20 protein-coding genes, 1 tRNA gene and 1 pseudogene are annotated in these 21,771 nt (G+C 61.7%); 15 read left to right on the forward strand and 7 right to left on the reverse strand.

Annotated elements, in window-relative coordinates:
* The first annotated feature begins 29 nt into the window (after positions 1 to 29).
* From BLT75_RS06355 to BLT75_RS06395, 9 genes are all read left to right on the forward strand, one after another.
* Positions 30 to 1,817 (forward strand): feruloyl-CoA synthase, encoded by a 1,788-nt coding sequence (locus tag BLT75_RS06355; protein ID WP_176827859.1) that lies wholly within the window; start codon positions 30 to 32, stop codon positions 1,815 to 1,817.
* 153 nt (positions 1,818 to 1,970) lie between these two features.
* Positions 1,971 to 3,500, forward strand: a complete 1,530-nt coding sequence (locus BLT75_RS06360) for a benzoate-CoA ligase family protein (protein WP_093028898.1) — start codon at positions 1,971 to 1,973, stop codon at positions 3,498 to 3,500.
* A 3-nt stretch (positions 3,501 to 3,503) separates the two neighbouring features.
* Complete coding sequence (locus BLT75_RS06365; RefSeq protein WP_093028900.1) at positions 3,504 to 4,319, forward strand: alpha/beta fold hydrolase; 816 nt, start codon at positions 3,504 to 3,506, stop codon at positions 4,317 to 4,319.
* Between the two features lie 3 nt (positions 4,320 to 4,322).
* Positions 4,323 to 4,760: a DUF309 domain-containing protein gene (locus BLT75_RS06370; RefSeq protein WP_093028902.1), complete on the forward strand. Its 438-nt coding sequence runs from the start codon at positions 4,323 to 4,325 to the stop codon at positions 4,758 to 4,760.
* Positions 4,761 to 4,917: 157 nt separating this feature from the next.
* A complete protein-coding gene (boxC, locus tag BLT75_RS06375; RefSeq protein ID WP_093028904.1) occupies positions 4,918 to 6,579 on the forward strand; it encodes a 2,3-epoxybenzoyl-CoA dihydrolase in 1,662 nt (553 codons plus the stop codon).
* A gap of 73 nt (positions 6,580 to 6,652) precedes the next feature.
* Positions 6,653 to 8,104, forward strand: a complete 1,452-nt coding sequence (boxB, locus tag BLT75_RS06380) for a benzoyl-CoA 2,3-epoxidase subunit BoxB (RefSeq protein ID WP_093028907.1) — start codon at positions 6,653 to 6,655, stop codon at positions 8,102 to 8,104.
* Between the two features lie 118 nt (positions 8,105 to 8,222).
* Positions 8,223 to 8,399, forward strand: coding sequence for a hypothetical protein (locus tag BLT75_RS24315; protein WP_176827861.1), 177 nt, complete (start codon positions 8,223 to 8,225; stop codon positions 8,397 to 8,399).
* Positions 8,396 to 9,580 (forward strand): benzoyl-CoA 2,3-epoxidase subunit BoxA, encoded by a 1,185-nt coding sequence (gene boxA / locus BLT75_RS06390; protein ID WP_093028910.1) that lies wholly within the window; start codon positions 8,396 to 8,398, stop codon positions 9,578 to 9,580. Before BLT75_RS24315 ends, boxA begins: the two co-directional genes overlap by 4 nt.
* A gap of 83 nt (positions 9,581 to 9,663) precedes the next feature.
* Positions 9,664 to 10,581 carry a helix-turn-helix transcriptional regulator gene (locus BLT75_RS06395; RefSeq protein WP_093028912.1) on the forward strand — a complete coding sequence of 306 codons (918 nt, stop codon included), beginning with the start codon at positions 9,664 to 9,666 and terminating at the stop codon, positions 10,579 to 10,581.
* 79 nt (positions 10,582 to 10,660) lie between these two features.
* Here the strand turns inward: BLT75_RS06395 and BLT75_RS06400 are convergent, their stop codons facing one another.
* Together BLT75_RS06400 and BLT75_RS06405 are read right to left on the reverse strand one after the other, a co-directional pair.
* Positions 10,661 to 11,875 (reverse strand): winged helix-turn-helix domain-containing protein, encoded by a 1,215-nt coding sequence (locus BLT75_RS06400; RefSeq protein WP_093028914.1) that lies wholly within the window; start codon positions 11,873 to 11,875, stop codon positions 10,661 to 10,663.
* A gap of 3 nt (positions 11,876 to 11,878) precedes the next feature.
* Entirely contained in the window at positions 11,879 to 12,904 is a 1,026-nt protein-coding gene (locus tag BLT75_RS06405; protein ID WP_093028916.1) for a LacI family DNA-binding transcriptional regulator, read from the reverse strand.
* 118 nt (positions 12,905 to 13,022) lie between these two features.
* On the opposite strand from BLT75_RS06405, the gene BLT75_RS06410 reads away from it, so the two are divergent.
* Positions 13,023 to 13,099: transfer RNA gene (locus tag BLT75_RS06410), tRNA-Arg, on the forward strand.
* A 23-nt stretch (positions 13,100 to 13,122) separates the two neighbouring features.
* Here the strand turns inward: BLT75_RS06410 and BLT75_RS06415 are convergent.
* Both BLT75_RS06415 and mbfA read right to left on the reverse strand, forming a co-directional pair.
* Positions 13,123 to 14,052, reverse strand: coding sequence for an AEC family transporter (locus tag BLT75_RS06415; RefSeq protein ID WP_093028918.1), 930 nt, complete (start codon positions 14,050 to 14,052; stop codon positions 13,123 to 13,125).
* A 45-nt stretch (positions 14,053 to 14,097) separates the two neighbouring features.
* Complete coding sequence (mbfA, locus tag BLT75_RS06420; protein ID WP_093028920.1) at positions 14,098 to 15,072, reverse strand: iron exporter MbfA; 975 nt, start codon at positions 15,070 to 15,072, stop codon at positions 14,098 to 14,100.
* Between the two features lie 132 nt (positions 15,073 to 15,204).
* Here mbfA and BLT75_RS06425 point away from each other — a divergent pair, with 132 nt between their 5' ends.
* Complete coding sequence (locus BLT75_RS06425) at positions 15,205 to 15,822, forward strand: TetR/AcrR family transcriptional regulator (protein WP_093028922.1); 618 nt, start codon at positions 15,205 to 15,207, stop codon at positions 15,820 to 15,822.
* A 60-nt stretch (positions 15,823 to 15,882) separates the two neighbouring features.
* Here the strand turns inward: BLT75_RS06425 and rpsO are convergent, their stop codons facing one another.
* The 3 genes from rpsO to BLT75_RS06440 form a co-directional block, all read right to left on the reverse strand.
* Positions 15,883 to 16,152, reverse strand: coding sequence for a 30S ribosomal protein S15 (rpsO, locus tag BLT75_RS06430; protein WP_093028924.1), 270 nt, complete (start codon positions 16,150 to 16,152; stop codon positions 15,883 to 15,885).
* Positions 16,153 to 16,305: 153 nt separating this feature from the next.
* Positions 16,306 to 17,322: a calcium-binding protein gene (locus tag BLT75_RS25050; protein WP_093028926.1), complete on the reverse strand. Its 1,017-nt coding sequence runs from the start codon at positions 17,320 to 17,322 to the stop codon at positions 16,306 to 16,308.
* Positions 17,323 to 17,406: 84 nt separating this feature from the next.
* The gene (locus BLT75_RS06440) at positions 17,407 to 17,925 is read right to left on the reverse strand and encodes a DUF1643 domain-containing protein (protein WP_093029091.1); all 519 of its coding nucleotides are present in this window, start codon (positions 17,923 to 17,925) and stop codon (positions 17,407 to 17,409) included.
* A 149-nt stretch (positions 17,926 to 18,074) separates the two neighbouring features.
* On the opposite strand from BLT75_RS06440, the pseudogene BLT75_RS24765 reads away from it, so the two are divergent.
* The 4 genes and pseudogenes from BLT75_RS24765 to ttcA all read left to right on the forward strand — a co-directional run.
* A pseudogene (locus BLT75_RS24765) lies at positions 18,075 to 18,188 on the forward strand (LysR family transcriptional regulator); the annotation flags it as partial.
* Positions 18,189 to 18,423: 235 nt separating this feature from the next.
* Entirely contained in the window at positions 18,424 to 19,011 is a 588-nt protein-coding gene (locus BLT75_RS24770) for a LysR substrate-binding domain-containing protein (protein WP_245706385.1), read from the forward strand.
* 129 nt (positions 19,012 to 19,140) lie between these two features.
* On the forward strand, positions 19,141 to 20,763 hold the full coding sequence (locus BLT75_RS06450) for an acyl-CoA dehydrogenase family protein (protein WP_093028928.1): 1,623 nt from the start codon (positions 19,141 to 19,143) through the stop codon (positions 20,761 to 20,763).
* Positions 20,764 to 20,831: 68 nt separating this feature from the next.
* Positions 20,832 to 21,701 carry a tRNA 2-thiocytidine(32) synthetase TtcA gene (gene ttcA / locus BLT75_RS06455; protein WP_093028930.1) on the forward strand — a complete coding sequence of 290 codons (870 nt, stop codon included), beginning with the start codon at positions 20,832 to 20,834 and terminating at the stop codon, positions 21,699 to 21,701.
* Positions 21,702 to 21,771 lie beyond the last annotated feature (70 nt).

Raw genomic sequence — 21,771 nt, forward strand, 5'->3', positions numbered from 1 at the left:
CACCGGGACACGGGATGTGGGAGGAGAGGATGAAGCATTATCTGGCGCATGATGTCCGGCGCGAGGATCGGCCCGATGGCGCGATCCTGTTGCGCTCAGCGCATGACCCGGTGCCGCCTGACCACAAGACCAGCGACTGGCTGCACCGATGGGCGGCACAAACACCCGACGCGGTGTTCCTGGCCGAACGCAGCGGTGCAGGCTGGCGCGAACTGCGCTATGGCGAGGCGCTGGAACGTGTGCGCGCGCTGGCGGCCGGTCTGCTGGCGCGGGGTCATGGTCCAGGGGCTCGTATCCTGATCATCTCGGGCAACAGCGTTGATCACGGGGTGTTGGCGCTGGCCGCGCAATACGTCGGTCTGGTGCCGGTCCCGGTTGCCGAACAGTATTCCCTGATCCCCGGCGCGCTCAAGCAGCTGAGCTATATCACAAGGCTGATCGACCCTGATCTGGTTTATGCCGAGGACGGCTCGCAGTTCGCCACCGCGCTTGCGATGGACGAGATGGCAGGCCGCCGGATCGTCGTCGGCCGCAATCCCGGCCCCGGCATGAGCCTGTTGCCCGATCTGGAGCGGGACCATGCCGATGTCGAGGCGGCCGCCGCGGCGGTCGGCCCAGACACCGTGGCCAAGATCCTGATGACCTCGGGTTCGACCTCGAATCCCAAGGGCGTGCTGACGACCCAGGCCATGCTGTGTGCCAACCAGGCGCAATACACCCGTGCGCTGCCGTTCCTGTCCGAACGCCCGCCGCGTCTGGTGGACTGGCTGCCCTGGAACCATGTCTTCGGCGGATCGAACAATTTCAACCAGATGCTGGCCTTTGGGGGCGCGCTCTATATCGACGGTGGCAAACCCGCGCCTGCTCTGATCGGCAAGACCTTTGAGAACAATCGCCTGATGAATGGCACGATTGCCTACAACGTGCCGGTGGGCTTTGCCCAGTTGCGTGACGAGATGCGACGTGACCCCGAGTTGAAGCGGCATTTCTTTGCCGATCTCGACATGCTCTTTTATGCCGGTGCCTCGCTGCCCGCGGATGTCTGGCGCGACCTGAGCGACATGGCAGCCGAGGTGCGTGACACCCAGCCCCTGATCACCACCTGCTGGGGCATGACCGAGACCGCACCCGCCTGCATCTTTCAGCATGTACCGGCCAACCTTCCCGGCATCATCGGCGTTCCCCTGACCGGCGTCACCGCCAAGCTGGCCCCGGCGGAGGGCGGCGGTCACGAGTTGCGGGTGAAGGGCCCCAATGTCTTCAAGGGCTATCTCGACAATCCAGAAAAGACCGCCGAAGCCTTCGACGAAGAAGGCTTCTTCTGCACCGGAGACAAGGTTTCACTGGTGGATGCCACGGATGCGAAAAAGGGCTTGAAGTTCGACGGGCGTATCGCCGAGGAATTCAAGCTGACCACAGGTATCTGGGTGCCCGCCTCCGATCTGCGGCTTGAGGTGCTGGCGGCTTTGGCGCCCTTGGCCTCCGATGTAGTGCTGACCGGTGAGGGACGCAGCGAGGTCGGAGCGATGATCGTTCCCGCGCCGGCACTGGCGCAGATGCTTGAGGCACGGGGCGGCGTGTGCCTTCCCGGTGAACAGGCCGAAGAGATCGCAGGGCGGCTGTCGCATCTGAACGCAGGGCGCGGCAGTGCGACCTCAGTTGCCCGCGTCCTGATTCTCTCTGAACCACCGTCGATGGCCGAGGGCGAAATTACAGCCAAGGGAAACCTGAATTTCCGAAAAATCCTGACGCGACGCGCCGATCTGGTGGCCCGCTTATACGATAGATCAGACGAAACCATCATTTTTGTGCACTAAGCTGCATAATTTCGGGAAACATCTGAGCATTATCTTGCATAAATGACTTTTGAATGCATGATGACGGTCGCAGGGGAGAAGCGCGCGCGGGATCGGGGGAGGAGGACCCACACCCACGTGCCACCTCAGGCCAATCACCGGGAGGAGAACGGTATGAGCGGAAACGCCGCGCATTACTTTGTGGATCGCCATGTCGACGAGGGACGGGCCGAGCGCCCTGCATTTCGCGAGGCGACCGGCGCCAAACGCCGGATAACCTATGGCGATCTCGCCGGGGTCAGCGGTCAGGTTGCCGGCGCCCTGGCCCGTGCCGGCGTTCCGCGAGAGGCAAGAGCGGCGATGCTGGTGCTGGATCAGGTCGAGTTTCCGGCCCTTTTCTGGGGTTGTCTCAAGGCTGGCGTCATTCCGGTGCCCCTGAACACCCTGCTGGCGACCTCGGTTTACGAAGTCATCCTGAACGACAGCCGGGCAAGCATCCTCTTCGTGTCCGAGGAACTCTGGCAAGCGGTGCAGCCTGCCGCCGAAGCCTCGCCGCACCTGCATCGGATCGTGGTGATCGGCACAGCGCCGGAGGGCACACAAAGCTACAAGGATTTCGTCGAAGGCGCCCGTGTCTTGCCTGCGGTCGAGACCTCGGCGGATGATGTTGCCTTCTGGCTCTATTCTTCAGGCTCGACCGGGCAGCCCAAGGGGGTCCGCCATGTGCATGGCAGTCTGAAGGCGACAGCGGACACATATGGCGCGCAGGTGCTGGGGATCGAACCGGACGACGTGATCTTTTCCGCGGCCAAATTGTTTTTCGCCTACGGGCTGGGGAATGGCATGACATTCCCGATGTCAGTCGGGGCCGAAGCGATCCTGTTCAATGGACGTCCGACGCCAGAGGGCATGAGGGACATTATCGCCTCCGAGAAACCCACAGTGTTTTGCGGGGTGCCGACGCTCTATGCCGCGATGATCGCAATGTTCGACCGCGAGGGTGTACCCGATGTCCCCCTGCGCCGCTGTATCTCGGCTGGCGAGGCGCTGCCGGAAGAGATTGGGCGAGCCTGGTTTCGCCATTGGGGCACCGACATTCTCGACGGGGTCGGATCGACCGAGATGCTGCATATCTTTCTTTCGAATGCACCAGGCGACGTGGTCTACGGAACCTCTGGCAGACCGGTGCCGGGATACGAGGTGCGGCTGGTGGACGAAAGCGGTACGGACGTCGGGCCGGGGGGCCTGGGCGAATTGCTTGTGCGCGGCGCCTCGGCCGCCGACGGCTATTGGAACAAGCGAGACAAGAGCCGCGCGACATTCGAGGGCGAATGGACCCGCACCGGCGACAAGTACGAACTGACGCCCGATGGCCGATATGTCTATTGCGGACGCACCGACGACATGTTCAAGGTTTCCGGCATCTGGTTGTCGCCTTTCGAGGTGGAGCAGGCTCTTGTCGCGCATCCGGCGGTTCTCGAGGCGGCAGTTGTGGCGTCCCGCGACGCGGACGGGCTTGAGAAACCAAAGGCCTTCATCGTTCTCAAGCAGGAAAATCGCGACGGGCTGGCGGACGAGTTGCGGGATTTCGTCAAGGACAAGATCGGCAAGTGGAAATACCCACGCTGGATCGAGTTCGTCGAGGATCTGCCCAAGACTGCCACCGGCAAGATCCAGCGGTTCAAGTTGCGTGACGGGGCTTGAGAGATGGAGTGGAGCAAAAATCCGACTGAACCCCTTCGCGTCAACGGCGTGGCGCTGGAATATTCCTGTCACGGACCCGCGCCATCCCAGACGCCGACCATTGTTCTGTTGCACGAAGGGCTCGGCTGCGTCGCGCTCTGGCGGGACTTTCCCGCGCGATTGGCCGAGCGGACTGGACTCGGTGTATTGACCTATTCCCGCCAGGGCTATGGAAAATCCGACCCGATCCCCTTGCCCCGACCGCTCGACTACCAGTCCCGAGAGGCGCTGGAGGTCATCCCTCTGGTGCTGGATGCCGCAGGGATCGAGCGCGCCATTCTCTTTGGCCATTCGGATGGCGCGACCATGGCGGCCATTTATGCCGGCAGCACCGAAGATCGGCGCGTGCGCGGCCTGATCCTTGAGGCGCCTCATTTCTTCACCGAGCCGGGCGGGCTTGCCTCGATTGCAGCGGCGCGCGATGCCTATGAAAGTGGCGATCTGAAGGCCAAGATGGCCAAGTACCACCGCGATCCAGATGGCGCATTCAAGGGTTGGAACGATGCATGGCTGAGCCCGGGCTTCAAGGCGTGGAACGTCGCCGAGGTGATCGACTATATCCGCGTTCCGATCCTGGCCATCCAGGGACGAAGAGATCAGTACGGTACCATGGCGCAAATCGAAGAAATCGAAAACCGGGCCTATTGCCCGGTCGATACGCTGCTCCTCGATTGCCAACACGCACCGCACCAGGAATGCCCCGAACAGGTGCTGACAGAAGCGGCCGAATTTTGCGCCCGGTTGATCCGTATTGAAGCGGCCCAAGTCATTACCGCGTGAAACATGGGATGGACACCTGCATATCCCGCCTATGTTCCCGGTCAGACCCTGCGGCCCCCCGATGACGCCTATGCCGATTTGCGGGAAACGGTGAAACCCGGAATGACGCCCGAGGAACTCGCCGATTGCAGGGCGTGGACAGAGGGCTGGCGGCTCTTCGACGCAGAATATTTCTGGGAAGCCCACGAGGTCTGGGAACCGATCTGGATGCAGCTGCCCCCCAATTCCGCTGCGCGCCACGTCTCGCAGGCCGCCATTCAATTGGCAAATGCCGCGCTCAAGATCAGAATGGGACGTCCCGGCGCGGCACTGCGTCTGTGCAAGCTGGCGCGCGAACATGTCATCAGAACAAATGGACGGCAGGCCCTTGGGATGCACCCGACAAGCCTGCTGTCCCGCATCGAAAAGGTGGAAGAACGACTCAGGTTATGTGCATTATAGTGCGTAAATTGCCAATAATCTGCACGATATCCAGCCGATGAAGGGCCATATTGATGATGTTATTGGATATTTCTTGTGCACTATCTTGCCATTTTTCCCTTGCCAAACCACACGTGAGCACTAAACTGCATCTCACCCACAAATTTCGGAGCCCGGAATGACACAGCGCATCGACTTCCAGACCGACCCGTCCCGCTATCGCCACTGGCGGGTTGAGTACGAAGGCGAGATCGCCAATCTGTACATGGATGTGGACGAGCAGGGCGGACTGTTTCCCGGCTACGAGCTGAAGCTGAACTCCTACGACCTGGGCGTCGATATCGAACTGGCTGATATCGTGCAGCGGATGCGGTTCGAACATCCCGAGGTCAAGGTGGTGGTCATGCAATCGGCCAAGGACCGGGTATTCTGCGCGGGCGCCAACATTCGCATGCTGGGTGGGGCAAGCCATGCGCACAAGGTCAATTTCTGCAAGTTCACCAACGAGACCCGCAACACGTTCGAGGCCGCCGAGGCCGACAGCGACCAGAAATACATCGCCGCCGTCAAAGGGGCCTGCGCGGGGGGCGGTTACGAACTGGCGCTGGCCTGCAATTACATCATGCTGACCAACGACAGTTCTTCCTCGGTCGCGCTGCCCGAGGTGCCGTTGCTGGCGGTGCTGCCCGGCACGGGCGGGCTGACCCGGGTCACCGACAAGCGCAAGGTGCGCCGCGATCTGGCAGATGTGTTCTGTTCGATCGAGGAAGGTGTGAAAGGCCAGCGCGCGGTCGACTGGCGCCTGGTGGACGAAATCGCTCCGAATTCGAAGTTCGACGAGGTTGTGCAGGAACGCGCGCGAGAGTTCGCCGCGGCCAGCAGCAAACCCTCCGGCCTGACCGGGATAGAACTTGCTCCTCTGGAACGCAGCTTTGCCGAAGATGGATCGGTCACCTACTCCACGGTCGAAGTGCTCATCGACAGGGAGGGAGGCCGGGCGACACTGACGATCACCGGCCCGTCCGATCCCGCCCCGTCTTCGGCCGCCGAATTGCAGGCGCAGGGCGCTCGGGCGTGGATCCTGCGGGCCGCGCGCGAGCTGGACGACGCCATCCTGCATCTGCGGCTCAACGAAAGACAGATCGGCACCCTGGTGTTCAAGACCCAGGGCGACCCTCAAGCCGTACTGGCGCATGAGGCGCTGTTGCTGTCCAATCGCGACAACTGGCTGGCCAACGAGATCCTGCACTACTGGAAGCGCGTTCTGAAACGGGTCGACATGACGTCGCGCAGTCTGGTTGCCATTGTCGAGCACGGATCCTGCTTTGCCGGTCCGCTGGCGGAACTGCTCTGGGCCGTGGACCGGTCCTACATGATGCTGGACGAGTTCGAAGGCGACAACCGCCCTCTGGCCACGGTGACGCTGAGCGAAGGTAATTTCGGCCCCTACCCAATGAGTAACGACCTGACCCGTTTGCAGACCCGTTTCCTCGGAACGCCCGAAACGGTCGACGCGCTGCGCGATCATATCGGTGAACCGCTGGAGGCCGCCGAAGCCGAGGAACTGGGTCTCGTCACCTATGCCCATGACGATATCGACTGGGATGACGAGGTGCGCATCTTCCTGGAGGAACGCGCCAGCTTCTCACCTGATGCGATGACGGGAATGGAGGCGAATCTGCGCTTTGCCGGCCCCGAGACAATGGAAACCCGCATTTTCGGCCGCCTGACCGCCTGGCAGAACTGGATCTTCCAACGCCCCAACGCGGTGGGGCCGGACGGGGCCCTGCAACGCTATGGCTCCGGCGTGCGCGGCAACTACAACATGGAACGTGTGTGAGGAGACGACAGATTATTCGTCGAAGAATCTGTTGGAAAATCTTTGACCGATTTTTCCCGCGAGGAGGAAAACAATGCTCGATCTGATCAACGTAAGCTACGACACCCAGATCCCCAACAATGTGGGCCTGAGCCAGGACAAGAAGGTGCTGAAGGCACTGGAGAAGTGGCACCCCGGCTACATCAACTGGTGGAATGACCTGATCCCGCAGAACTTCCAGCAAAGCATGGTCTACCTGCGTACCGCCGTCTCGGTGGACCCGAAGGGCTGGGCCAAGTTCGACTACGTCAAGATGCCGGAATACCGCTGGGGCGTGCTGCTGGCGCCGCAGGTCGACGGCCGCACCATTCCCTGTGGTGAACATTTCGGCCAGCCCGCCTGGCAGGAAGTTCCAGGTGAATACCGCAACCTGTTGAAACGGCTGATCGTCATCCAGGGCGATACCGAACCCGCCTCTGTCGAACAGCAGCGCCTGCTGGCGCTGACCGCGCCCTCGCTTTATGACATGCGCAATCTCTTTCAGGTCAACGTCGAGGAAGGCCGCCACCTCTGGGCGATGGTCTATCTTCTGCACAAGTATTTCGGGCGAGACGGCCGTGAAGAGGCAGACGACCTGCTGCGCCGGCAATCAGGCAGCGAGGAAGCGCCGCGGATGCTGGGCGCCTTCAACGAGGAAACACCCGATTGGCTCAGCTTCTTCATGTTCACCTACTTCACTGACCGTGATGGCAAGATGCAGCTTGAAAGCCTGGCGCAGTCTGGCTTCGATCCGCTCAGCCGGACTTGCCGGTTCATGCTGACCGAAGAGGCGCACCACATGTTCGTGGGCGAGACCGGTGTCGGCCGCACCATCGAGCGCACCTGCCAGGTGATGAAGGAAAACGGCATCGACGATCCGTTCGACATCGACCGCATCCGCGGCCTCGGCGTCATCGACCTGCCGTTGATCCAGAAGAAACTGAACCTGCATTACACGCTGTCGCTCGACCTGTTCGGGCAGGAAGTGTCTACCAACGCGGCCAATGCGTTCAATGCCGGGATCAAGGGCCGCTATATGGAGGCCCGCATCCAGGACGACCACCAGTTGCAAGGCGATACCTATGTGGTCTGGGATCTGGTCGATGGAAAAGCAGTGCAGAAGGAAGTGCCCGCGCTGACGGCGATCAACATGCGCCTGCGCGACGACTACACCAAGGACGCCGCTGGCGGCGTCGGCCGCTGGAACAAGATCATCGAGAAATACGGCATCGACTTCGAACTGAAACTGCCGCACGAGGCCTTTCATCGCAAGATCGGGGTATTCGCCAACATGCCGTTCGACCCCGACGGCCAGGTGGTGACCGGAGCCGAGTTTGACAAGGGCCTGCCCGACTGGCTGCCCACCCATGCCGATGGCGATTACATCCAGTCGCTGATGAAACCCTGTTACGAACCCGGCGAATTCGCCCGGTGGATCGCCCCGCCAAAGGTCGGCATCGACAACAAGCCCGGGGACTTCGAGTATGTGAAGCTTCACATGGCGTGAAGATGAACGAGGCCGGGTCCGCGGGCAGTAACATTTTGTGAAATGTCCGCGGATTGACGGCAGGGGGCTTCTCCTGTTGGCTGGAACCGGCCTGATCGGAAATTGCGAGGACCCGACCATGCAGATCGACCGTTCGAAATCCGAAACACGGCGCCTGGAGGCGCTGGCCGGTCAGATATATGCACTGCAGGGTCCGTGCGTTGGGTGCTCTGACTGCGTGGGACTGTGCAAGGCACTGATCGACACGCTGGTGGTGCCCGACATCGTTCTGACCAGGAAACACGAGACCCCATGACCCAGCCGCTCAAGCAGCACCTGATCGACCCCGAAATCTGTATCCGCTGCTACACCTGCGAAATGACCTGCCCCGAGCAGGCCATCGAACATGACGACATGAATGTCGTGGTGGATGCCGACAAGTGCAAATTCTGCATGGATTGCATCCCTGTCTGTCCGACAGGGTCCATCGACAATTGGCGCGTTGTGGCAGAGCCCTATTCGCTGGAAGAGCAATATGGCTGGACGGACCTGCCCCCACAGGAAGACGTCGCAGGCGACGACGCCGGGCTGGAGGCGCTGGATGATGCCATCGCCGCCCTGCTGGCAGAGGCGCACAAGGGGGCCGGCGGCAAGTCGCGGGCTCCGGCGACCGCCTCGAAACCGTCGGTCAACCTGTACACCTTGGGCAAACCGGCCGAGGCCCGGGTCACCGGCAACTATCGCCTGACAGCCGAAGACAGTGACAGCGATGTGCGCCACATCATTCTCGATTTCGGCGCCCAGCCCTTTCCCGTTCTCGAAGGGCAGAGCATCGGGATCATCCCTCCGGGAACCAATTCCGAAGGCAGGGCGCACCTCCCGCGCCTCTACTCGGTTTCAAGCCCCCGCGATGGGGAGAGACCGAATTTCAACAACCTCTCGCTGACCGTCAAACGCGAGCCGCACGGCATCTGTTCGAATTACGTCTGCGATCTGAAACCGGGCGATACCGTGCGGGTAACCGGCCCGTTCGGCGCGACCTTCCTGATGCCATCGGACCCGAATGCGCATCTGCTGATGATCTGTACCGGAACCGGCTCGGCCCCGTTCCGCGCGTTCACCATGCGGCGGCAACGTGAGAATCCGAAACTGACAAATTCGCTGACCCTGGTCTTTGGCGCCCGCCGCCAGCAGGAACTCCCCTATTTCGGTCCCCTGGGCAAGGTTCCGGAAAGCTTCATGGCCAAGCACTTTGCCTTTTCCAGGCAAAAGGACGAACCCAAGCACTATGTGCAGGATAAGCTGCGTGCCCAGTCCGAACGAATCGGACAACTGCTGCAGAACCCGGCGACACATATCTATGTCTGCGGCCTGAAAGCGATGGAACAGGGGGTCGAAGAAGCGCTCAAGGACATCGCGCGCGCGCAAGGGTTGGTCTGGACCGATCTGCGTGACCGGATGCGCGACGAAGGCCGTTATCATCTCGAAACCTACTGAGAACGGTCACCGCCCAGGGCGGATTGCGTTGCATGGTCACCTGCCGTAATATTACGCATTATTTTGCATAAAGACCGGGCAGCATGACTGAAATCACCAACTTTCGCGGCGAAACATCGCCAGGCGGCTCGGTCGAACACTTGGACAAACAAGTCTCGACCCTGATCGCGCGCGTCGGAGAACGTGTCCGCGCAGCCCGGCAGCGCCGCGGCATTCCGCGCCGGGTGTTATCGGACATTTCGGGGGTTTCGCCCCGCTATCTTGCCCAGCTCGAAGCCGGCGAAGGCAATATTTCGATCGGTCTCCTGCAAAGGGTGGCAGTGGCGCTCGATCACCGGATCGAATGGCTGGTGGGGGAGGACGACCCATGGTCTTCGGAAGCGCTGCGCGTGGCCGACCTTTTTCGCGTGGCGAAGGCCGATGTGCAGCAATCGGTGTTGCATGCGCTCAGCCCAGAACCTGTCGAAACGGTCCGAGCGCGGCGCATCTGCCTGATCGGCTTGCGCGGTGCCGGAAAATCGACGCTTGGCACGCGGCTCGGTGCTGAACTGGATCTTCCCTTCGTCGAGTTGAATGACGAGATCGAGGAACAGGCCGGTATGCCGGTGGGCGAGGTAATGGCGCTCTACGGGCAGGAAGGCTACCGCAAGCTCGAAGCACAGGCCGTCAGCCGGGTCGTGGCGAAACACGAGACGATGGTTCTGGCAGTCGCTGGTGGCATCGTCGCCGAACCGGAGACCTACAACATCCTGCTGACCCGGTTTCATACGATCTGGCTGCGCGCCGATCCGACCGAGCATATGGACCGCGTCCGCGCCCAGGGAGACGAACGCCCGATGGCCGGCAATCCAGAAGCAATGGAACAACTGAAATCCATTCTCGCAAGCCGCGAAGTGCTCTACGGCAAGGCTCTTGCCCAACTCGATACGTCGGGACAGTCCGTCGAAACCTCTCTGGCGCAACTCAAGACACTGGTGAAGGAACGCGGCTACCTCGGGTAACGGTGTACCCTTGGCGTGTCTGTTTCTTTCTGGTCGGAAATACTCCGGGGGGTCTGGGGGGCCGGCCCCCCAGCTTGCATCATGAGGGCAGCCTGAGCCAATCCGCCGCAAAGATGATGCGCTCCACCCCCGCGAGGCGCCGGACACGATCAAGCTCTGCCTCCAGCCTGCGCGTTCGGGCTTTCGACCAGCGCAGACCGCGTTCCGGCCACAGGGCCCGAACCCGCAATTCGCCACAATCGCGATGCGCCTTCATGTCGATACGCCCGATCAGCCGGTCGCCTTCGAGCAGGGGAAAGACATAGTACCCGTAGACCCGTTTCGGCCCCGGCACAAAGACCTCGATCCGGTAATGGAAGCCGAACAGGCGTTCCGCCCGCTTTCGGTCTCGCAATGCCGGATCAAAAGGGCTGAGCACCCGGATCCGGCCCGGTGCCTGCGGCGCGATAGCGGCCTGTCCGGCCACTTCGGGTCGGGCGAACACCTTGCGCCAGCTGCCGTCGGCACATTGGACCTCGATCTGCTCCAGTACACCGCGCCTCAGAGCGCCGGTTACCCATTCCTTCGCCTCGCTCGGCGTGGCGATAGCCCAGAACGCGGCCAGTTCGCCCGGGGTCGCAAATCCCAACCGATCCAGCGCCGCGTTGCAAAGCCAGTCCACCGTCGCCGCCGGATCGCAGTCGATCGCTCCCGGGCAGAGGTGCTCTTCGATCACCCGCTCGGTCAGGTCATAGCGTTTTTGAAACCCCTCACGGCCCGTCACTGTCAGCGCGCCAACGCGCCAAAGATATTCCAGCGCGGTTTTCGACGGATGCCAGTCCCACCATCCGCCTGACCCTTTCCTCTCGTCCGGCCCCACGTCCGAGGAAGAGGCAGGGCCATGGTCGCGAATATGCTGCAAGACCGGTTCGAACTGCGCTTCATAGCCTTCGCGCCGCCAGCTGCTCCAGCGTTCCCGCAAAGAAGCCGCCTCTCGTTCGAACCGCAGATGCCAATGCGGGAAGAAGGCCATCGGGATGACCGAAGCGTCGTGAGTCCAGTGCTCGAACAGGGCCCGGTCACGTTCGTAAAGCCGCTTGAGATCGGGCGGTCGATAGGAGGGACGGCGCGAGAACAGGATCATGTCATGTGCCCGCGCGACTGTATTGATGCTGTCGAGCTGGACAAAGCCAAGCCGGGTAATCAGGTCCAGCAGATCGGTTCCGCGCGCCGGGCCTCTGGGTTGTTCGGCCAGCCCGTGCCGATCCAGGAACAGTGCCCTTGCAGTACGATTGTCGAGCCGTTGCAGCGCCACCGGCTAGCGCCGCTTCAGCGTATCGCCATAGCTGATCTTGGGCTCCAGCGTGATCCGGGTTTCGATCTCGGCCTCCGGATCCTCCAGCCGCTTGGCGATTATCTCGGCCGCCTTGCGCCCAATTTCCAGGCGGCAGGCATCCATCGTGGCCAATTTGCGCGGCAGGCCCTGAAGCAATTCCACGTTGTTGAATCCGGCCAGCCCGATCTGGCCCGGAATGTCGATCCCTTGTTCAAGCAGGTACAAGAGTCCGCCGGCTGCAATCATGTCGTTGGAATAATAGAGGAAATCCAGATCCGGTGAGCGTTCCAGCATGGCTTGGGTCATCTCGCGCCCCTTGGCCAGCGCCGAGCCGCCGGAATAGAACTCGCGGTCTTCGATCTCGACGCCGTTCTTGCCCAGAACCTCGGTAAATCCTTCGAACCGTTTGCGGGCACGATAGTCGAGCGGCATCTTGGTGCCCATGAACCCGATCCGGCGATAACCCGCCTTCAGGATCGCCTGCGCCATTTCACGCCCGGCCCGACGGTGCGAGATGCCGACCATGGCATCGACCGGCTTGCCATCGCTGTCCATGATCTCGACCACCGGAATGCCTGCCGCATCCAGCATGGCGCGTGCCGCCTCGGAATGTTCGAGCCCGGCGATGATCACGCCCGAAGGCCGCCACGAGAGCATCTCGTAGAGCACCTTTTCTTCCTTCTCGGGCAGATAGTCGGTGACACCCACAACCGGTTGCAACTCGGTATCCTCCAGCACCTGATTAATGCCGGTCAACACCTCGGGGAACACCATGTTCGACAGCGACGGGATGATCACGGCGACCAGGTTCACACGGTTCGACGCCAAAGCGCCCGCGATCTTGTTGGGGACATACCCCAACTGCTTGGCCGCAGCGAGCACTCTGGCGCGGGTGGCATCCGAGACATCACCGCGGTTGCGCAGAACGCGGCTGACGGTCATTTCCGAAACTCCCGAAGCCTCGGAGACATCGCGAAGGGTGAGCGGGCGTTTGGTTTCGGCTGTCAACTGCGTACCTGCACTGATTTGTTTTCAGCCCGATGCTAGCGCGAACAGGCTGACACGTTCAACTGCTACGCATTGCCCGATGACAAGCCCGTCAAACCTCGTTAGAGAAGGGTCCGGCGGCCCCGTGGCTCAATTGGATAGAGCAGCCCCCTCCTAAGGGGCAGGTTACAGGTTCGAATCCTGTCGGGGTCACCATCGTCCTGCGATGGGAGTTTGCGCTACAGCGCGCTGACCCAGGCGATGAAGGCCGGAACCGTCAGAATCGATGCGGCCGTGGACAGCAGGATCGCGGCAGAGACGCGTTGCGGGGCGACACCGTAATGGGCGGCCAGCATGTACACATTGCCTGCAACCGGCAGGGCCGCGGCAGAAATGGCGACCGACGCCGTGAAGGCGTCGACGGGAAACACCCAAAGCACGGCAAGCGCCACCAGCACCGGATGAACGATCAGCTTGCAGAAACTCAACCAGGCCGCGATTTGCACCCTCTCGGCCGAGCGTTCGGCCAGCGACGCGCCGATCACGAACAGCGCTCCCGGTGTCGCCGCGCCGCCAAGTATGCTGAGAAAATCATTCATCGGCACTGGCACCGGCAGCCCGAAACCCGACCACAAAAGGCCTGCCGTGATACTGACGATCATGGGGTTCCGCACCAGACCCGCGCCGATCAGGCGCAAGGTGGCAAAGGTCAGACGACCGTCGCGGCCGCCGTTGATCAGGATCACGATCAATGACGAGAAGACGACCAGATCGACCGAAAGGATCAGCATGATCGGGCCGATTGCCGCCTCGCCGAAAAGCAGTGCAAGCATCGGCAGGCCCAGGAACCCGGTATTGCCGATGGCGGCGCATTGCGATTCGACCGCCGCGGTCGGCACGTCGAGGCGCCTAATGAACGCGACCAGCATGGCGATCCCATAAACCCCGGCGGTCCCCCACAGATAGCCCATCACCAAGCGCACGTCGAAAATGTCGTTGAAGGGAAGGTTCGCGGAAAACCGGAACAGCATCGCGGAGAGGGCGAAGAAGAACACGAACTTTGTCAGATAGGCCGTCGCCTCCGGGCTGAAGAAACGGCTGCGACCAGCCCAGTAGCCCAGGCCGATGATTGCAAAGAATGGGAGTGTGCGCAGAAAGATCTCGACCATGCTGGGACTGGTAACATTTTCTGACCTGATGGCAAGGCTCGCGGCCTATCCGCTGCCAATCAGCACCCCCGCTGCCAGAACAAGCGCGCCCCCGACCACCACCTGGAACGCGGCGCGGAAAAAAGGAGTATCCATGTAGCGATTCTGGATCCAGGCGATGGCCCAAAGCTCGAAGAACACGATAATTATGGCGATCGTGGTCGCGGTCCAGAATTCAGGGATCAGGTAAGGCAGGGCGTGGCCCAACCCGCCAAGGGTCGTCATCACGCCCGAAGCCATGCCACGTTTGACCGGCGAACCGCGCCCCGAAAGCTCGCCGTCGTCCGAGGCCGCCTCGGTAAAGCCCATCGAGATGCCGGCGCCGACCGACGCCGCCACGCCGACCAGAAAAGTGGTCCAGGTATCATGCGTGGCAAATGCGGTTGCAAAAATCGGGGCAAGAGTCGAAACCGACCCATCCATCAGGCCCGCGAGGCCGGGTTGCACCCAGGTCAGGACGAACTGGCGGTGCGACGTGGCAGCCTCCTGTGCCCGGCTGTCCTCGTCGAGATGGGCTTCCTCCAATTCGGTCGCGGTAGCCTGATGGCTGGCCTCTGCTGCGGCAAGATCGCCAAGCAGCTTGCGCGTGGCCGCGTCGGTCGAGCGCGCGGCGGCGGCAAGATAGAACCGCTCGGCATCGCGCTCCATCGCTGCGGCTTCGGTTCGGATGCGTTCGATCCCAAGGTTCTCGACCAGCCACACCGGACGGCGGGCATAATAGCCTGCCACATGCTCGCGCCGGATCAACGGTATCACCGAGCCAAAGCGCCGTTCGTGCAAGGCGATCAATCGGGCGCGATGTTCGTCCTCTTCCGCCGCCATACCATCGAACATCCGCGCCGTAGCCGGGAAATCCGCGCGCAGCATCTCGGCGTACGAGCGGTAGATGCGTGCGTCATCCTCTTCTGACGAGATTGCCAGCGCGACGACTTCCTGTTCGGAAAGGTCGCGAAAATGCTTGCGGTAGGAAAGAAAACGCATCCGTGCCTCGACAACATTAGAATGATTCTAAAATATCACCAGCCCGCGACAGTGCAACCGGTTCTGCCCGAATCGTTGAAACTGTACCCCTCGCCCCATACGTTGAGGAAACGGAATATCTGAGGAACAGGAATGACGCAGGCCGCGACCATCGTGCGCACCGGACGCAAATTCGATCAGGTGCTCAGGGGCGCGCGCGAAGTGTTCATGGCCGATGGATTCGAAGGGGCAAATGTCGACGACATCGCCCGCGCGGCTGGTGTTTCCAAGGCCACGCTTTACAGCTATTTCCCGGACAAGCGGTTGCTGTTCATGGAAGTGGCGCAAACGGAATGCCAGTTGATGGCCGAGCGCATCCTGTCGATGATCGACGAATCGCGCCCTGTGCGCGAAGTGCTGACCATCACCGCGACTCAACTGGTGGCTTTTCTGACCTCGGATTTCGCACAACAGGTCTTTCGCATCTGTCTGGCAGAACGCGACCGTTTTCCTGAGCTGGCGCGCGCCTTTTACGAGGCCGGCCCCGTAAACGGGCAGCGGCGCATTTGCGAGTATCTGGAAAAGGCGGTCGCCAATGGCGAATTGGTAGTCGAGGATATCCCGATGGCGGCGGAACAGTTCTCGGAACTCTGCAAGACGCGCCTTTGGACCCGGGCCGTGTTCGGAATCCAGAATCGCTTCACCCAAGCCGAAATTGACGAGGTCGCGCTGCACACGGTCGACACGTTCATGGCTCGCTACGGCGCCTGAACGCAAAAACGCCCGCCAATGGCGGGCGTTCCGGCAAATGCTCTTCCCGGTTGATCGGGGTCAGCGGCGCAGGCCCAGACGCTCGATCAGCGATGCATAGCGTGCTTCATCCTTGCCCTTCAGATAATCCAACAGCTTGCGGCGCTGTGCCACCAGCTTGAGCAGACCACGGCGGCCGTGGTTGTCTTTCTTGTGGGTCTTGAAGTGCTCGGTCAGGGTTGCGATACGCGAGCTGAGGATTGCAACCTGGACTTCCGGCGAACCGGTGTCGCCGTCCTTGGTTGCATATTCTTTCATGACGCGTGCTTTTTCTTCTGCAGTAATCGACATCGGGGTCTCCTTGTCAGGTTAAGGTGGATGGCTCAGGCCGGGATGTCGTCCAGCACAGGCCCATGGAGATTGACCGCAACGGAAACGATTCCGGTGCGGATGCGGGCGTATACGCGGATTTTCGGCAAAGGGCAAAGAGATTCTCAGCCAAGATCAGGCACCGCCGGCTGCCTGCCCGAGCGAGAGTTCATTGATCAGCGAAATGTCACCAGGCTGGATGCCGCCCACTCCGTGCAAGACCGCCACATCCTGACCATCGACGGTAACCCGGATCGCATTCGGATTGTTCGGATCCTGGTTGATTTCTATTGACGGTTCGGCGCCCCCGGGAGTGTTCCAGACGACCAGCAACTGGTCCACGCCGGTTTCGAAATCCATGATCTCAACCGGAGTTCCGTCTACCACCCAATCACCGGTAATCATCGCATCCGAGCCGGAACCGCCTGTAATGATATCTCCTGAACCGCCCAGCAACGTGTCATCGCCGTCGCCGCCGTTGAGATAATCGAAACTCTGAGCCATTGGACCCAGTGGCGAAGCAATCCCCCCTTCGAGGCCCAGAACAAGATCGTCGCCAAAGCTGCCGAACAGGCTGTCCTGCCCGCCGTCCCCTGTCAGGATGTCGTTGCCGTGCCCGCCATGCAGGGCGTCGTCGCCTTCACCGCCGTCCAGCCTGTCATCGTCCTGCCCGCCGTGCAGGCTGTCATCACCCGCGCCGCCCTGCATCAGGTCATCCCCGAAATGGCCGAACAAAGTGTCGTCGCCGTCGCCACCCGCCTCACTGTCGTCGCCGTCTTCCCCATGGATCAGGTCGTCGCCTGCGCCACCCTCCATGGCGTCGCCTCCTGATCCGCCGTGGATGGTGTCATTGCCATCGCCGCCTGAAAGCGTGTCGTTGCCATCATACCCGTTGATCTGGTCCGGCCCGCTACCGCCAATGATAGGCTCTGCCAGTTCCGTGCCCGGCAAGACGAGGTACTCGGGAGGCGCATCACCAAGCGCGGCTCCGGTATCAATTTCCTGGTTCAATCCGATGGATATTATCTCCTGCTCGGTCGCGAGCAGTTGTTCCTCATCGGCTTCGTCATCAAGCTCTTCGTCACCCCCCGTTGTCATCAGGACCACCCCGCCGACAGCAGCCAGTCCCAGAAGCCCTGCAAGCATCAACATTGGCGAACTCCGAACACACGACACCCTACGGCAGCAGCATCCCATGCAAGCAATGGCCGCGTCAAATCGCTTTGAATCAGATGGTTAACGGATTTCCCGCTCCCATGGCTCCGGCTGCTGGGCATAGCCGATGTACAGCGGGTGTTTCGGATGTCCTTCCCTGGACAACCCGAGATGGAACAGTGGCAGGCCCGTCCCGCGCAGCAGGCGTTCAACCGCCGGACCACGGCCCAGATGGGCACCATGGGTACCCCAGGCCGCGATGATCTGATCGGCCCAGTGTGCGCCATCCAGAATGGCACGGTCATTTTCCGGCCCGACCGGTTCATCCGCCGCACGCATCTTGCGCGGGTCGGTATCCCGCCAGGCAAAGATATTCGTGACCCGGAACGCACCGAAGCCCAGCGTGCGTGCGCGCCGTTCGCATCTCTCGACCGTCGGGTCGTTCTGAACTTCGGTTGCGGTCGAAGGATTCAACATGACAAAGAGCGCCTTGCGCCCGGCCGGATCCCAGACCCGGGTCAGACTGTAACGGTACCGTTCGCAATCCGAATAGACCGCGGTCGAGGGCGCATCGCCCTTTGTATGGGTGCGAATGATCATGGCTTGCCGATAACACAATGCGTTCCGGCCTGCCATGGATGCGTCTTAACGGTAAAATGCGTGGAAGAAAGAATTTCCGCACCAGAAGTCGGCAGTTCATTTAGTCCCGTAAGAAATGCTTAACAAAGGCGGTCAACCTGTCCATCACAATGCTTCGCACACTGATCGCGATCCATGAGCACGGAACATTCAGCGTCGCCGGATCTGGGGTTTTCGTGACCCATGCCGCTGTCAGCCAACAGATGAAAACCCTGGAGGCAGAGTTGGGTGTCCGCCTGTTCGGCCGGACGAAACGTTCCCCGGAACGCACGCCGATCGGGCGCGCCCTAGTCGACAAAGCCCGAACGGCTGTTGCCGCCTATGACAATATGGTGACGTCGGTCACCGAAGACGACGGGCTGACAGGCGAACTGGCACTGGGTGCCGTTCCGACATGCCTGACCGGGGCTGATCCCGCTTGCGGTGTCGAGTCTGAAAACGAAATTCGAAAGGCTCCATGTGCCGGTACAGATCGGCCTGACTCGTCAACTGATATCCGACACGCAACGCGGCGTGATCGATGCCGCCGTCGTTTCCCGGCCACCGTCGCTACCTGCAGGCATGGAATTCACACTCGTGTCAGAGGAAAAACTGCAATTGCTCGCGGCGCCGGGCGCAATCTCGGATGATCCGATCCACCTCCTGAAAACCGAATGGTTCATTCGCTTCAACCGGGATGCGGTGGTCAGCGAAGTGATTGAAAACTGGCTTCGGAGCCGGGATATCCAGGTAAGGGAAACCATGGAACTGGAAAGCCTTGAAGCAATATCGAGCATGGCTCCGGCAAATCCTGGCGTCTCTCTGGTTCCCGTACCTTGCGTCGTTTCTCCGTTTGAGTTGCCGGTCAAACGCCTGTCTTTGGGCGGGGATAGACCAAAACGGGCGCTTGGCATGATCTGGCGCCGGGACAGTTCCAAGAAACGGGTTCTAGAAAAGGTATTGACCGCATTGCGATTGGCTGTGGACATCGGCGGTTTCACACCCGAAACGCCCGGTTTCAAAGACAGGGCGATCGGGGTTGCGACCGACCAGGACGATCCGGCCTGATTGCCCCGGCCGGGCGGCCACGGCCATGAACCGGTTCCCGGGAGCTAAGGACGAGTGACGGACCGTCAGACTTGACCGGCGCCGCGTGCCCGGCGGAATACTAAAGCCACACAACTGTCCGAGATCGCCATGCGCTCTGCCCCCCTGTCCCAGCTCACCACTCACGATGTATCCAACCAACCCGAAGAACGCGGCGATATCGACCTTTGGGCCAGCGATCCGGTGCTGCGCGAAATTGCCGTCCGGGCAGGTGCGAAAGTCGAAACGCTGACCGCCTATGGCCGCATCATGGGCACGGCCGAGATGCGTCAGGCCGGGCGCGAGGCAAATGCCAACCCGCCGCGGCTAGACACATTCGACCGGGGCGGCCGTCGATTGGACGAGGTACGGTTTCATCCCGCCTATCACCAGTTGATGAAAGCGAGCCAGAGTGCCGGCTATTCTGCAATCGCCTGGGAAGGCGCGGCCGGCGGTCATGCCACGCATGCCGCGATGGTTTACCTCGCCAGTCAGGTCGAACCCGGCCATTGCTGCCCGTTGACGATGACTTATGCGGCAATCCCGGCCTTGTCCGCCGATGAAACACTGGCGCGAATGTGGCGACCCAGGCTCATGGCGCGCGCCTATGACCCGGCAACTACCCCCATTGGCGAAAAACGCGCCGCAACGCTGGGCATGGCGATGACCGAGAAACAGGGCGGCTCGGATGTGCGCGCCAATACCACCCTTGCCCGCCGCGATGGCGACCACTGGCGTCTGAAGGGACACAAGTGGTTCTGCTCGGCCCCGATGTCGGACGGGTTCCTGACTTTGGCACAGGCACCGGGCGGGCTGACCTGTTTCCTGCTGCCGCGCTGGCTGGAGGGCGAGCGAAACGCGATCCATCTGATGCGCTTGAAGGAGAAGCTGGGCAACAGGGCCAATGCCTCGTCCGAGGTCGAGTTCCACGATGCGCTGGCCTGGCAACTGGGCAACGAGGGCGACGGGGTGCGCACCATCATCGAGATGGTGCACCATACGCGGCTGGATACCGCAATGGCGCCTGCCGGGCTGATGCGCGCCGCGCTGGCCGAGGCACATCACTGGGTCCTGCACCGCAGCACGTTCCAGCGCCGTCTGATCGACCAGCCGCTGATGCGGGCGGTGCTGGCCGATCTGGTGCTGGACTGGGAGGGCACGCTGACGGTTGGCCTGCGGGTGGCGCGCGCCTTTGACAGCAGCGATCCCGCCGACCGCGCCTTTGCCCGGATTGGTGTAGCGCTGGCAAAATTTCTCGCCAACAAGCGCTGTCCGGTGGTTGTGGTCGAAGCGATGGAAGTGCTGGGAGGCATGGGATATGTCGAGGACACCGGCCTGCCGCTGCTCTATCGCGAGGCCCCGCTGAACGGCATCTGGGAGGGATCGGGCAATGTCATCTGTCTCGACATCCTGCGCAGCCTGGCACGCGACCCCTTGGCCAGGGAAGCGTTGACCATCGAACTGGAGGCTGCACGCGGGGCGGATCCGAGGTACGACACGGCTTTGGCCGATCATGCGGCGCGTTGGTCCGCGCTGCCGCCCGAAGCAGAAGCACGCTGGTATGCCGAACGCACGGCGTTGTTGCTCACCGCATCGCTGCTGATCCGGCAGGCCCCGGCCGCAGTGGCGGACATGTATGTGGCGACGAGGCTGGCCGGGGAAAGCGGCCGTGTCCCCGGCGCCGTCGCCGCCGGCGACGTGGGCGGCGTTCTGACCCGGCTGGGCGAGGGTTGACCGACGGCGCGGGACGGGATCGGGCGACTCCCCTTGAGTGGCTTCACCAAAGGCTGTAAGCCCCGCACATGCTGGACGAGAACGACGACATCCATCCCCTGTTCGCAGGCGCGCCCTCGACGACGGAGTTCAAGAAACTCCGCAAACGTATCGTGCGACAGGCGCGCGAGGCGATCGAGCAATATGGCATGGTCGAACGCGGCGCCCGATGGCTGGTGTGCCTGTCGGGAGGCAAGGACAGCTATACCCTGCTTGCGGTCCTTTACGAGCTGAAATGGCGCGGACTGCTTCCGGTCGACCTGCTTGCCTGCAATCTGGACCAGGGGCAACCGGGGTTTCCCGCCACCGTTCTGCCAGAGTTTCTGGAACGCATGGGAGTGCCGCACCGTATCGAGTACCAGGACACCTATTCCGTTGTCGTCGACAAGGTGCCGCAAGGCCGGACCTACTGCGCGCTCTGCTCTCGGCTGCGGCGTGGCAACCTGTACCGTATCGCCCGCGAAGAGGGCTGTTCCGCCGTGGTGCTGGGCCATCACCGCGACGACATCCTGGAAACCTTCTTCATGAATCTGTTCCACGGCGGTCGACTGGCCACCATGCCGCCCAAGCTGGTGAACGAAGAAGGCGATCTGTTCGTCTATCGCCCGTTGGCGCATGTAGCCGAGGCCGATTGCGAAAAATTTGCCAACTCAATGAACTATCCCATCATCCCCTGCGATCTCTGCGGCAGCCAGGACGGGTTGCAGCGCCAGCAGGTCAAGGCCATTTTGGACGGATGGGAGAAGAACAGACCCGGGCGCCGGCAGGTCATGTTCCGTGCCCTCATGAACGCGCGGCCTTCGCATCTGCTCGACCCGAAACTCTTTGACTTTCAGAGTCTGCAACTGGATCCCGGGCAGAAATCCGAAAATTTTGGCGATATTCCACGGCTACGTTAACGTCTGACTCAGACAGGTTGCCTAGGGTCCGACAAGGCGCGCGTCGCGTCACGTGAACTGCCGGTGGACC

Source organism: Ruegeria marina, from assembly GCF_900101475.1.
Classification (GTDB): domain Bacteria; phylum Pseudomonadota; class Alphaproteobacteria; order Rhodobacterales; family Rhodobacteraceae; genus Ruegeria_B; species Ruegeria_B marina.

Excerpts from the sequence above, each read along its gene's own strand:
- boxA (WP_093028910.1), top strand. The coding sequence starts at position 8,396 with ATGACCCAGCCGCTCAAGCAGCACCTGATCGACCCCGAAATCTGTATC.
- BLT75_RS06450 (WP_093028928.1), top strand. The coding sequence starts at position 19,141 with ATGCGCTCTGCCCCCCTGTCCCAGCTCACCACTCACGATGTATCCAAC.
- BLT75_RS24315 (WP_176827861.1), top strand. The coding sequence starts at position 8,223 with ATGCAGATCGACCGTTCGAAATCCGAAACACGGCGCCTGGAGGCGCTG.
- boxB (WP_093028907.1), top strand. The coding sequence starts at position 6,653 with ATGCTCGATCTGATCAACGTAAGCTACGACACCCAGATCCCCAACAAT.
- BLT75_RS06360 (WP_093028898.1), top strand. The coding sequence starts at position 1,971 with ATGAGCGGAAACGCCGCGCATTACTTTGTGGATCGCCATGTCGACGAG.
- rpsO (WP_093028924.1), bottom strand. The coding sequence starts at position 16,152 with ATGTCGATTACTGCAGAAGAAAAAGCACGCGTCATGAAAGAATATGCA.
- BLT75_RS25050 (WP_093028926.1), bottom strand. The coding sequence starts at position 17,322 with ATGTTGATGCTTGCAGGGCTTCTGGGACTGGCTGCTGTCGGCGGGGTG.
- BLT75_RS06370 (WP_093028902.1), top strand. The coding sequence starts at position 4,323 with ATGGGATGGACACCTGCATATCCCGCCTATGTTCCCGGTCAGACCCTG.
- BLT75_RS06355 (WP_176827859.1), top strand. The coding sequence starts at position 30 with ATGAAGCATTATCTGGCGCATGATGTCCGGCGCGAGGATCGGCCCGAT.
- BLT75_RS06415 (WP_093028918.1), bottom strand. The coding sequence starts at position 14,052 with ATGGTCGAGATCTTTCTGCGCACACTCCCATTCTTTGCAATCATCGGC.
- mbfA (WP_093028920.1), bottom strand. The coding sequence starts at position 15,072 with ATGCGTTTTCTTTCCTACCGCAAGCATTTTCGCGACCTTTCCGAACAG.
- BLT75_RS06365 (WP_093028900.1), top strand. The coding sequence starts at position 3,504 with ATGGAGTGGAGCAAAAATCCGACTGAACCCCTTCGCGTCAACGGCGTG.
- BLT75_RS06440 (WP_093029091.1), bottom strand. The coding sequence starts at position 17,925 with ATGATCATTCGCACCCATACAAAGGGCGATGCGCCCTCGACCGCGGTC.
- boxC (WP_093028904.1), top strand. The coding sequence starts at position 4,918 with ATGACACAGCGCATCGACTTCCAGACCGACCCGTCCCGCTATCGCCAC.
- ttcA (WP_093028930.1), top strand. The coding sequence starts at position 20,832 with ATGCTGGACGAGAACGACGACATCCATCCCCTGTTCGCAGGCGCGCCC.
- BLT75_RS06395 (WP_093028912.1), top strand. The coding sequence starts at position 9,664 with ATGACTGAAATCACCAACTTTCGCGGCGAAACATCGCCAGGCGGCTCG.
- BLT75_RS06425 (WP_093028922.1), top strand. The coding sequence starts at position 15,205 with ATGACGCAGGCCGCGACCATCGTGCGCACCGGACGCAAATTCGATCAG.